The sequence below is a fragment of the Saccharopolyspora phatthalungensis genome (assembly GCF_014203395.1).
Taxonomy (GTDB): Bacteria; Actinomycetota; Actinomycetes; order Mycobacteriales; family Pseudonocardiaceae; genus Saccharopolyspora; species Saccharopolyspora phatthalungensis.
This window is the reverse complement of the sequence record NZ_JACHIW010000001.1, coordinates 4,282,390-4,292,745: the sequence shown is the minus strand read 5'-3', so window position 1 is coordinate 4,292,745 and position 10,356 is coordinate 4,282,390. Positions and strand designations below refer to the sequence as shown.

Sequence of the window (10,356 nt, the reverse complement as noted above, 5' to 3'; positions counted from 1 at the left end):
CGGAACGAAACCCTGCTATGTCCACCCAGAAAGCCGAGTCGTCACTTGCCATCGGCGTCCGCCCCGTCGTTCCCGCCGGGAGCTCCACTGTGGGTACGGATGCTACTGTCGACTTTCCGCTGTCGCTGCGCCGCCGGTCTGCCACGATACGAAAAGGACCAGCGGGTCAACGCCATCCGCGACCGTCCCGATGCGGCAGCGCCCTGGGCAATAAGCTGCGTAAACTCCGCGATGCTGGCGGCCTCGCGCACGGCAACGCGGTCCCGCGGCTCGGCAAAGGACTCAGCGACATCGGCCGCGCGGCCAACGGCACGGTAGGTATCGCCAGGCCGAACTCGACACACTCCTGGCGCGATACGTCGGAGCGAAAGGTTCCCAGTGTTCCGGGACTTCAAGCCGAGCGCAACAAAGTGATTATGGTCACCGAGGCCATCTCCGGCATCCCGCAGACCGAAAACCATGTCCATGTTTGCCGGAAACCGCCCCATCGGCAAAGCCGCCGAGAACATCGATCGCCCAACGGCAACATCCGGATGAGCCGGCTCGACACCCGCTTCGACGCCCCGGTCGGCCACGAGATCATGATCTTCCGCTCCGCCTCAGAACCCAGCACCGGCAGCGTCAATATCGAGAGTTTCGGCGAGATCCTCGCCGATGTGCTCCAGGACCGGGAGGGGCAGGTCCGCCATCGGGCTGGGATGGACGGCGGGCGGACCTGCGGTCAGCATCGCGGCGCGGGCGGGATGGGCGCCGGTTTCCGCTGAGTATCATCGAGACGTGGGACGGGCCGAGAAGGAACAGTTGCGCAGCAACGTCGCAAGCGCGATCCGCGACCAGATCATGGCGCGGACCGTTCACCCCGGCGACACCCTTCGACTGGGGCAGCTGGCCGAAGAGCTAGGGGTCAGTATCACGCCCGTCCGCGAGGCTCTGCTGCTCCTGTCGCAGGATGGCTGGGTGCGCCACGAGCCCAACCGTGGGTTCCGGGTCGCCCCAATCCGGCGCAAGGACGTCGAGGACACCTATCTGATGTGGTCGACGGCGGAGGGTGAGATCGCGGCGCGGGCCGCCACCCGCGCGACGTCGCGGGATGTCGCATACCTGCGAGAGATCGATCAGCGGATCCGGGACGCCGACCCGTCGGACGGCCACCTGGCCACCGAGCTGAACTCCGCCCTGCACCACTACGTGTCGGTGATCGCCGACGCGCCCAAGCTGAACTGGTTCGCGCAGGCCGCGAGCCGGCTCGTCCCGTTGCAGTTCCCGGAGAACTTCCACGTGGTCCCGGGCTGGTCCGAGGTCAATCGGACGCAGCACACGCCCTTGATCGACGCCATCGCCGCGGGCGACGTCGAGGCGGCGCGCAGCGGCACCGCGGCTCACTTCCAGGGCACCGGGAACCTGCTCATCCAGTGGCTGGACTCGCTGGAGTTCTGGAGCGAGCCGGAGACACCGCAGGCGCCCCGCGGAACGGGGCGCCTGGCCGGATGAGCGTTAACGGTCTGTTCTATAAAACACCGCTACGCAAAGCCACTGTTGAACACGCTCTGGGCGCGCTCAGCTCACGATGATGGCGTGCACGGGGCAGTCGGCGACCGCCCGGTTGACCTTGCCCTCCAGGTCGGCGGTGACCTCGCCGTCGCCCTTGACCGAGGCGTAACCCCACTCGTCGAGTTCGAAGATCTCCGGGCTGTGCGCGGCGCAGGTGCCGAACCCGTCGCACTTCGCGGACTCCAGGCGTACTTTCATGATTCCTCCGGTTCGGGATCGATGTCGGGTGCCGTGCGTTCGGTCGGCCCGAGGGCGGCACAGCGCGGACACGGCACCGCGCGGTGCTCGGCGACCAGGTCGGGGAACTCGCGGAGCAGGGTGGCGGCCACGTTGCAGGCACCGTCGAGGGTGGCGCAGGCACCCCGCCCACGCAGCGAGGCCGACCAGCTCCGCAGCTTCTCCAGCCGGGCATCGGAGGCGGTCCCGTCCGCCAGCTCCCGCAGCGCCTCAGCCATGGCCGCGGTGCCGCGGATGCATGGCCCGCACTGCCGGGCGTTCTCTCGGTCGAAGTACGCCATGACGTCGGCGGCTGCGGCGACCGGGCAGTCGCCTGGCCCCAGGACGAAGACCGCGCCGCACCCCAGTCCGCTGCCCTCGGCTCCCAACTCGGTGAACCCGAACGGGATGTCGAGCGCGCGCGGCCCGAGCAGGCCGGCGAAGTAGCCGCCCATCAGGAAGCCGACCGGCTCCCCGACCGGTTCGACGAGCTCGCGTATGGGCCGCCCGAGCGGAACCTCGTAGAGGCCGGGCCGCGCGACGGATCCGGTCAGCGTGAGCAGCACCGAGTCCGTCTCCGCACCCGCGGCGACGGCCGGGATCCGGGCTAGGGTCTCGACGTTCAGCACCAGCGTCGGGCCCCCGCCCACCCCTGATTCGAACGGGCGCGGCGGCTTATCGGTCGGCAGCGCGGGCCCGCCGTCGATCGCGCGGACCACCGAGGATTCCTCGCCCCCGACATAGGTGCGCGGGACTTGCACCACGTCGATCGGCACCGGCGTGCCACCAAGCTCGTCGAGCGCCTTGCGCACGCTGTCGGCGGCCACGGCGTCGGAGAGGTAGACGACGGCTCGATCGGCCGCCACCGCCTCGGCCACCCGCAGCAGCCCGTCGAGGACGAGGTGCGGGCGGATCCTCAGCAGGTACCGGTCTTTCACCGCGAGCGGTTCGCCCTCGTCGCCGTTCGCGACGAGCGTGCGCGGGCCCTCCCGGTCGGCGACGGCTCGCATCTTGACGCCGGTCGGGAACCCTGCGCCACCGCAGCCGCGGAGTCCGGCGGCCTCAACGACGTCGATCAGGTCACGGCCGGAGACCCCGTTCGGACGCGCGTACTCGGCCAGGGTCTCCCGGGTGTCCCGGTCCAGGACCAATGGCGCCGCTGCCCCGGCAAGGGGCACCAAGGACAGCGCGCCGCTGTTCCAGCGCGAGGCCGCATCCGCCAGGGTGACGCGAGGTGCGAGGGTGACCGGTTCGGCCGTCACGAGACCTCCGCTCCGAGCCCCTTCGCGGCCACGGCAGCGGTCGCCTCGGCGTCGCCGGTCAGCACCCGGACCGGGTTGATCACCATCATCTGGGTGATCTGCTCCTCGGTGGCGCCGCGCTTGCGGATCTCCGGGAGGATGCGATCGGAAATGCGGTGGTGGTGCCAGTTCGGCACGTGCTTCGCGCGGAAGGACGGCGGGGTGTTGATCGAGAAGAACCCGGCGTCGTGGGAGATGGTGATCCGTTCGGCGTAGCCCTGTTCGAGCAGTGCGACGAGGGTGTCGATGCGGCTGTCGTCGTCGAGCACGAACTCCATGCCGAACCGGTCGAGGCCGATGGTCGAGCCGTTGTCCATCAGCTCCTTGAGATAGTCCAGGTCGGTGGAGTCGCCGCAGTGCCCGATGACGGTGCGCTCCAGGTCGACGCCGTTGCTCTGGAACCACTTCTGCTGCTCGCGGCCGTTGGCGAAGGCGACGTTGGTGTGCGTGGAGATCGGGACGCCGGTCTCGGCCTGGGCGCGGGCGGCGGCGGTGAAGACCCGCTGCACGTCGGGAGTCATGCCGTGCTCGTCGGTAACGACCTTGATGATCCCGGCCTTGACCCCGTCGGTGCCGGGGATGCCCTTGACGATGTCGTCGATGAACATGGTTTCGAGCGGGTCCCGGCCGCCGAGGGTCCTGCCCACCAGACCGTCCGGGGCGTGGGTGTGGAAGTAGGTCGGCAGGTCCTTGGCGGTGTAGTAGCCGGTGGCCACGACGATGTTGAGCGGCAAGCCGTCGGCGACCTTCTGCACGGTGGGCAGGTAGCGGCCGAGCCCCAGCACGGTGAGATCGACGAACGTGTCGATGCCCTTGTCCGCGTGCAGCGACGTGAGGCTCTTCCGGGCCTTCTCGATCATCGCCTGCTCGTCCCACTCCGGGTGCGGCAGGTTCTGCTCAAGCTCCGGGTTGTGGGCGAAGAGGTGCTCGTGCATCAGCGTCGTGCCGATCTCGGAGCTGTCGATCGGTCCCCGGACGGTGTTGACGGTGCTCATGCGCTGAGGTCTCCTTCGGTGTCGGTGTCGGTGTCGGTGTCGGTGTCGGTGTCGGTGTCGGTGTCGGTGTCGGTGTGCGGCAGGGAGTCCCGGCGGGCCCGCGCGTCGGCGAGACCGGCTTTGAGGAAGCCGACGTCGGAGCCGGCGGTGACCATCCGGAAGCCGCGAGCGGACTCCGTGCGCGGGTCGCCGGTGATGCCCGCGGCGATGCCGGCCGCGTCGCACGCGGCGCAGATGTCGCGCACCGCGGCGCGATGCCGGGCGTCGCGTGGCCCCTCGGTAGGGGACAGTCCGAGGCTGACGGCAAGATCGCCCGGCCCCACGTACACCCCGTGCACGCCCGGCACTGCGGCGATTTCCTTCGCCCTGGCCACACCTTCGGCGGTCTCGATCATGACGAGGCAGAGGACCTCGCGGTTGACCGTCGCGGGGTCGGTGCCGAGGCCGTAGGCCGAGCGGGTCGGTCCCCAGCTGCGAATTCCGTCGGGGGCGTAGTGGGCCGCCGCGGCGGCGCGGCGGGCGTCCTCGGCGGACTCGACCGTCGGGACGATGACGCCCTCGGCGCCCGCGTCGAGGGCACGACCGATCAGCACGGGGTCGTTCGCCGCGACCCGCACCAGCGGTGTGGTGCCGGTGCGGGCGGTGGCCCGCAGCATGTCCACCGGGCTGCCCAAGCCACCGACGCCGTGCTGCTGGTCGAGGTAGAGGTAGTCGAAACCGGCGAGCGACAGGGTTTCCGCGATGTGCGGATCCCCGGTGTGGCAGGCGAGCCCGATCGCCGTGCCGCCCGTTTCCAGGATTCGGCGCAGCCGGTTCGGGTGTGCGGCTGCGGTGCTGGCATAGTTCATGAGAGGGCCTTGTCCAGCCGGTACCACTGCCGCGCGGACTCGGCCATGACCTTCGGCCGCATGGACTCCGGCAGCACGTCGAGAACGGCCGCCAGGTCGTCGGTGTGCAGGTGCGGGTAGTCCGTGGCGAACAGCAGCAGGTCCTCGGAGCCCAGCCATTCGATGATCTTGCGGGCGTGCGCGGCCGGGCCCAGATCGGCCGGGGCGATGGAGAACCGGAAGTGGTCGCGGATGATCTCGGTGGGCAGCCGGTCGACCCAGGGGATCTCGCGGCGCAGGCCCTTCCACTTCTTGTTGATGCTCCAGCTCCAGGTGGGTACCCAGGCGAAGCCGCTCTCCAGCATCGTCACGCGCATGCCGGGGAACTTCTGGAAGATCCCCTCGTAGATCATGCTGGTCAGCTGCGCGCCGTAGAGCTGGATCTCCGCCGCGTACTCCTCGGCGTACCAGGAGGCGTAACCGGTGGGCGTCGGCGCGTCCTCCGTGGTGCCACCCCAGCTCAGCCCCATGACCAGGTCGTGGCGGGTCATGGCCTCGTAGATCGGCCAGAACACCCGCTGTCCATAGAGCCGTTCGGCCCGGACGGGCATGGTGACCTGCACGATCCGCGGGTGCGAGCCGATCCGCTCGATCTCGGCGGCGGCCGCGGCGGGATCGCGCGCCGGGACGACCATCGAGCCGACAAGCCGCGGATCCCGGTCGAGCCATTCCGCGATCAGCCAGTCGTTGACCGCGCGGGCCAGCGCGGGGGCCCAGTCGGGGTGACGCAGCGAGTCCACGCCATAGGCGGTGTTCACGAGCGCCGCGTCGACCCGCCAGGGGTCGAGGACATGCTGCCGCAGCAGTTCGACGCTCGACGCGGGCGGCCTGCCCTCGGGCCGCCACTCGTCCCGCGCGGTGGTCGGGGCGCCGGGCGGGTAGGCCAGGGCGTGCCCGTTGGGTCCTTTCCAGCCGCGCTCCTGAGCTCCCTGCACCCACACCGGGTCGGTGTAGGGGAACAGGGCCTCCAGCGACGGCGGGATGGCGTGGACGTCGCAGTCCACCACCGGCCCGCTCCACAGGGCGTCCCGGGTAGTGCCCTTCAGCAGGGCGGTGACAGGGGCGGTCATGAGGTGCCTCCTCGGGCCGGCCGCAGCGACAGCACGACGTAGTCGGACTCCACCGAGACGGGGACCATCTCGGCTTGGTAGGGGCCGGGCAGCCGGTCGATCTCGCCGCGCTGGAGGGCCGCCTCGATCTCCGCGCCGCCCTCGACGCCCACGGGCAGCGGGCGGGCACGCAGCCGCGGATTCCAGTACGACTGGCCGGTCTCGACGTCGAATTCCCAGTTGTGCCAGGGGCAGGTGACGTAGGTGCGGGACTCCTCAAGCCGCACGTCGCCCGGCACGGGGGATTCGACGGCGTTGACCACCTGCCCCTCGCACAGCGGGCCGGCCAGGTGCGGGCAGCGGTTGAGCATCGCGTAGAACCGGCCGCCGATGTTGTACACGCCGATCTGCCGATCGCCCGCGTCGACGATGCGTCGATCCCCCGGCGGGATCTCGTCGACCCGGGCGACCACGAAGCGGTTCGCGCGCCGGGCCGGTGCGGACTCGGAACGGGTCTCTGCCGTGGTCACCGGACCTTGACCTCCTTCTTGTTGCTGTGCAACGGAATCGTGTCCTCGCCGAGCCAACTCGGGTCCAATTCGGACACCGACCGGCACCCCATCAGGCGCATCGTGCGGACCATCTCGCTGCGCAGGAGCTCAAGCACGCGCTCGACACCCGCGGTTCCGCCCGCGGCCAGGCCCCAGGTCGGGAGTCGCCCGACGAGCACGGCTTTCGCGCCCAGTGACAGTGCCTTGAGGACGTCGCTGCCGCGGCGGATCCCGCTGTCCATCAACACTTCCGCCGTGTCGCCGACCGCCTCGACGATCCGTGGGAGAACGTGCAGCGTGGCTGGCGCACCGTCGAGCTGACGACCGCCGTGGTTCGACACGATCACCGCGTCGGCCCCCGCATCGACGGCACGGCGTGCGTCCTCGGCCGTGAGCAGTCCCTTCACGACGAGTGGTCCGCGCCAGTTCGCGCGCAGCCAGTCCACATCGGTCCAGGTGGGCGAGTGCGATCCCGCGCCGCCCTTCGTCATTTCGGTGAGCATCATCGGCTTGCCGTCGGCGGTGATCTGCGCGGTGTTCGGGATCTCGAAGGGCAGCCCGTCGAGGACGTACCTCGCGAGCCACGCGGGTCGCCGCACCAGTTGCGGGGCGAGCTTCACGGCGTTGCGGGCGTTGACCCGCATCGAGTAGCTGAAGCCGTTCTTGAAATCCCGCTCCCGGTAGCCGGATACCGCGGTGTCCACCGTCGCGACCAGCGCGGAATAGCCCGCCGCCTGGGCGCGGTGCACGAGGTGCTCCATTGTGGAGCGAGAGGAGAAGCGGTACACCTGAAACCACTGCGGTCCTTGGACTTCCGCGATCTGCTCAAGGGTGAATCCGGCCGCGGAGCTGGCCACGTGGATCGAGCCGGCGCGCGAGGCCGCGGTGGCCAGCCCGATGTCACCGTCCGGGTGGACGAGCCGCATGCCGCCGCAGGGGGCGGTGAGCACGGGCAGGGCGATGCGGGTGCCGAGCACGGTCGTCGTGAGGTCGGGCCGATCGACCCACGTCGCCATCCGGGGCCGGAACGCAATGTCACGGAATGCCTTGGCATTTCGCCGCAGGGTGACCTCGTCCTCGGCGCCGCCCTCGATGTACTCGCGGATTCCGCGAGGCAGGGCGCGAGCCGCCGCCCGGCGCGCGTCCTCGTGGTTCAACAGCCGCGCGAGGCGTGCGCGGCGTGCCTTCTCAAGCGCGGACATTCAGGCACCCACCGCCGGGATGCCGTGGCCGGGCAACAGCGGAATGCCGTAGAGGCGGCTCGCGTTGTCACCCAGGATTCGCCGCCGACGGTCCAGCGGGAAGGTTTCGGGCACCGACTCGTACGGCGAGTCGAAGTCCCAGTGCGGATAGTCCGAGGAGAACATCAGCCGGTCCGCGAAACCGGATTCCTCGAACATGGCGTACACATGCGGGGTCTCTTCCAGCCGCTCCGGCTCCTCGATCGGCTGCGTGGAGAACCAGAAGTGCTCGCGCAGGTATTCCGACGGGCGCCGGGTCAGGTGCGGCACCTCGTCGCGGAGCTTGTCGTAGGTGGCGTCGAGTCGCCAGGAGTACGGCGCGGCCCAGTCCCAGCCGAGTTCGAGAAGCGCGATCTTCAGGCGGGGAAAGCGTTCGAAGACACCCTCGAAGATCAGGCTCGGCACCATCGAGATCGGCAGCACGGCGAAAGCGGCGTGCATCTCCGCGTAGAAGTTCTGCCGGCCTGCCCCGGTCGGCTGGCGCCCCATGCCGGGGACGTGGAAGGCGAGCGGAATGTCGTAGTGCTCGCATGCTTCGAAGATCGGCCAGTAGCGCTGCCTGCCGAGCGGTTCCTGGCCGGCCGGGGACATCAGCACTTGAACGTAGGAGTCGCCGTGCGGTCCTTCCTTACAGCGCACGATCTCCTGCTCGGCACGGGCGAGGTCGCGCGGCAGCGTGATGCTGGCGTGGAACCGGCTGTCGGCGCCCACCCAGGTGTGAGCGAGGGCGTCGTTGAAGGCGCGGTAGAGCGCGTAGGCGCACTCGTAGGGCATGTTCGCCCCGCCGCTGGTGATGATGTAGGTCTGCGGACAGGTCAGCACCACCGCGGACATGTCGAACGGGTCCAACACCTGTTGCACGGCCAGATGCGGGTCGACGCCCACCCGGCCGTTCTCGTCGACGGCGTCGAGCCGGTGGGTGAATTCCCGCTGCGACGGCGAGACGCCGCCGCCGAAGCTGCCCAGCCCGTAGCGGGCGATGTAGGTCCGCCACCGCTCGGGAAGGTGCTCCGCGATCTGCGGGTCCGTCGGCACCGGCATCGGGTGGAAGTCGGTGTCGATGATGCCGAGCTTCGCCCCGGGCGGAGCCGTGGCGGGTCGGGGGTCGGTCAAGGTCATGATCATTCTCCTCGATTGCGCGGAACTACAACGCGCTGCGGTAGGTCTCCTTCGCCACGAACACCGCGATCAGGGTCAGCAGGCACGTGGCGCCGATGAACAACGAGGGGCCGACGGTGCTCCCACCGGCGGCGGCCAGCAGCGAGGCGCAGATCAGTGGGGTGAACCCGCCGCCCACGGTGCCGGCGATCTGGTAGCCGAGCGAGGCACCGGTATAGCGCTGCGTCGTGGGGAACAGCTCGCCCAACCAGGCGCCGAGCGGGCTGTAAACGACGGCGTGCGCGAGCGAGGCGAGCGAGATGCTTAGGTACATCAGGGGAATGCTTCCGGTTTGCATCAACGAGAACATCGCGACGATGCCTGCCGCTTGCAGCACCGCGCCCAACCCGACCACGATCTTGCGGCCCCAAAGGTCCGAGAACCCGGCGAACACCGGCTGGCCGAGCAGGCCGATCGCGGCGGAGATCAGCACGGCGTTGAGCACGTCGGTGCGTGGAAAACCTTGCTGGATCCCATAGGAGACGATCCAGGTGCCGTACACCGCGCTCGCTGCGAACGGGCCGAGCACCAGGAAGATCGACAGCAGCAGGTTCTTGGGGTGCCGGAGGACCTCGATGAGTGGCGGCGCCGGCTTCTTGGCGTCACGCTGCTCCGCCCGCGCGCGGGCCTCGGCGAAGATCGGGCTTTCCTCGACGCCGAGCCTGATCCAGAGGCCGATGGCAACCAGAACCGCGGAGGCAAGGAACGGGATGCGCCAGCCCCAGGCGAGGAAGGCGTGGTCGGCCATCAGTGACACCAGCGCGAAGACACCGTTGGCCAGCAGGATGCCACCGTAGAGACCCATCTGGGCCACGCTGCTGGAGAGCCCGCGGCGTTTCGGCGCGTGCTCCATCGACATGAGCACGGCGCCGCCCCATTCGCCGCCGGCGGAGATGCCCTGGATCAGCCGCATGACCACCAGGAGCACCGGCGCCCAGATCCCGATCGTCGCGTAGGTCGGAAGCAGGCCGACGATCGTGGTGGAAGCACCCATCAGCACGATCGACAGGACGAGCATCCGCTTGCGGCCAACCTTGTCGCCGAAGTGACCCCAGATGATCCCGCCGAGCGGCCGGGCGATGAAACCGGCGGCGAGCGTGGCGAAGGCGGCCAGCGTGCCCGCGGTGGCGCTGAAGTCCGGGAAGAACAACCCGTTGAACACCGCCGCCGAGGCGACGCCGAAGAGATAGAAGTCGTACCACTCGATGACGGAGCCAACGAAGCTCGAAGTGAGCACGCGGTTGCGCATCCGTCGGGTGGAGCGTGCTACCGCGCTCCCGGGTAAGGCGTCGTCAGGGGCGGCGAGCTGGGATTCGGTCACCTTTGACCTCCGTGGCGGGACTGATCATATATTCTGATCGCACAGATTATATTCTTCCGCCGCGAACGATGTCCAGCACGAACCAA

11 protein-coding genes are annotated in these 10,356 nt (G+C 69.3%); 2 read left to right on the top strand and 9 right to left on the bottom strand.

Annotation, left to right across the window (positions count from 1 at the left end; all coding sequences use genetic code 11):
• Nucleotides 1-416: 416 nt before the first annotated feature.
• The gene (locus tag BJ970_RS19790) at nt 417-764 is read left to right on the top strand and encodes a hypothetical protein (RefSeq protein ID WP_184727617.1); all 348 of its coding nucleotides are present in this window, start codon (nt 417-419) and stop codon (nt 762-764) included.
• A gap of 13 nt (nt 765-777) precedes the next feature.
• Nucleotides 778-1,491 carry a GntR family transcriptional regulator gene (locus BJ970_RS19785; protein WP_184727616.1) on the top strand — a complete coding sequence of 238 codons (714 nt, stop codon included), beginning with the start codon at nt 778-780 and terminating at the stop codon, nt 1,489-1,491.
• 66 nt (nt 1,492-1,557) lie between these two features.
• Here the strand turns inward: BJ970_RS19785 and BJ970_RS19780 are convergent, their stop codons facing one another.
• Genes BJ970_RS19780 through BJ970_RS19740 form a run of 9 tightly spaced genes read right to left on the bottom strand, consistent with a single transcriptional unit; the run spans nt 1,558 to nt 10,270 of the window.
• Nucleotides 1,558-1,749: a ferredoxin gene (locus BJ970_RS19780; RefSeq protein ID WP_184727615.1), complete on the bottom strand. Its 192-nt coding sequence runs from the start codon at nt 1,747-1,749 to the stop codon at nt 1,558-1,560.
• The gene (locus BJ970_RS19775; RefSeq protein ID WP_184727614.1) at nt 1,746-3,029 is read right to left on the bottom strand and encodes an NADH-ubiquinone oxidoreductase-F iron-sulfur binding region domain-containing protein; all 1,284 of its coding nucleotides are present in this window, start codon (nt 3,027-3,029) and stop codon (nt 1,746-1,748) included. Before BJ970_RS19775 ends, BJ970_RS19780 begins: the two co-directional genes overlap by 4 nt.
• Complete coding sequence (locus BJ970_RS19770) at nt 3,026-4,063, bottom strand: phosphotriesterase family protein (protein WP_184727613.1); 1,038 nt, start codon at nt 4,061-4,063, stop codon at nt 3,026-3,028. Before BJ970_RS19770 ends, BJ970_RS19775 begins: the two co-directional genes overlap by 4 nt.
• Nucleotides 4,060-4,911: an HpcH/HpaI aldolase family protein gene (locus BJ970_RS19765; protein ID WP_184727612.1), complete on the bottom strand. Its 852-nt coding sequence runs from the start codon at nt 4,909-4,911 to the stop codon at nt 4,060-4,062. Before BJ970_RS19765 ends, BJ970_RS19770 begins: the two co-directional genes overlap by 4 nt.
• Nucleotides 4,908-6,020 carry an amidohydrolase family protein gene (locus BJ970_RS19760; RefSeq protein WP_184727611.1) on the bottom strand — a complete coding sequence of 371 codons (1,113 nt, stop codon included), beginning with the start codon at nt 6,018-6,020 and terminating at the stop codon, nt 4,908-4,910. Before BJ970_RS19760 ends, BJ970_RS19765 begins: the two co-directional genes overlap by 4 nt.
• On the bottom strand, nt 6,017-6,529 hold the full coding sequence (locus tag BJ970_RS19755; protein ID WP_184727610.1) for a Rieske (2Fe-2S) protein: 513 nt from the start codon (nt 6,527-6,529) through the stop codon (nt 6,017-6,019). Before BJ970_RS19755 ends, BJ970_RS19760 begins: the two co-directional genes overlap by 4 nt.
• Nucleotides 6,526-7,752: an alpha-hydroxy acid oxidase gene (locus tag BJ970_RS19750; protein ID WP_184727609.1), complete on the bottom strand. Its 1,227-nt coding sequence runs from the start codon at nt 7,750-7,752 to the stop codon at nt 6,526-6,528. Before BJ970_RS19750 ends, BJ970_RS19755 begins: the two co-directional genes overlap by 4 nt.
• Complete coding sequence (locus BJ970_RS19745; RefSeq protein WP_184727608.1) at nt 7,753-8,910, bottom strand: amidohydrolase family protein; 1,158 nt, start codon at nt 8,908-8,910, stop codon at nt 7,753-7,755.
• A gap of 25 nt (nt 8,911-8,935) precedes the next feature.
• Complete coding sequence (locus tag BJ970_RS19740; protein ID WP_184727607.1) at nt 8,936-10,270, bottom strand: MFS transporter; 1,335 nt, start codon at nt 10,268-10,270, stop codon at nt 8,936-8,938.
• Between the last annotated feature and the right edge of the window lie 86 nt (nt 10,271-10,356).

Excerpts from the sequence above, each read along its gene's own strand:
- BJ970_RS19790 (WP_184727617.1), top strand. The coding sequence starts at position 417 with ATGGTCACCGAGGCCATCTCCGGCATCCCGCAGACCGAAAACCATGTC.
- BJ970_RS19780 (WP_184727615.1), bottom strand. The coding sequence starts at position 1,749 with ATGAAAGTACGCCTGGAGTCCGCGAAGTGCGACGGGTTCGGCACCTGC.
- BJ970_RS19770 (WP_184727613.1), bottom strand. The coding sequence starts at position 4,063 with ATGAGCACCGTCAACACCGTCCGGGGACCGATCGACAGCTCCGAGATC.
- BJ970_RS19765 (WP_184727612.1), bottom strand. The coding sequence starts at position 4,911 with ATGAACTATGCCAGCACCGCAGCCGCACACCCGAACCGGCTGCGCCGA.
- BJ970_RS19760 (WP_184727611.1), bottom strand. The coding sequence starts at position 6,020 with ATGACCGCCCCTGTCACCGCCCTGCTGAAGGGCACTACCCGGGACGCC.
- BJ970_RS19750 (WP_184727609.1), bottom strand. The coding sequence starts at position 7,752 with ATGTCCGCGCTTGAGAAGGCACGCCGCGCACGCCTCGCGCGGCTGTTG.
- BJ970_RS19745 (WP_184727608.1), bottom strand. The coding sequence starts at position 8,910 with ATGACCTTGACCGACCCCCGACCCGCCACGGCTCCGCCCGGGGCGAAG.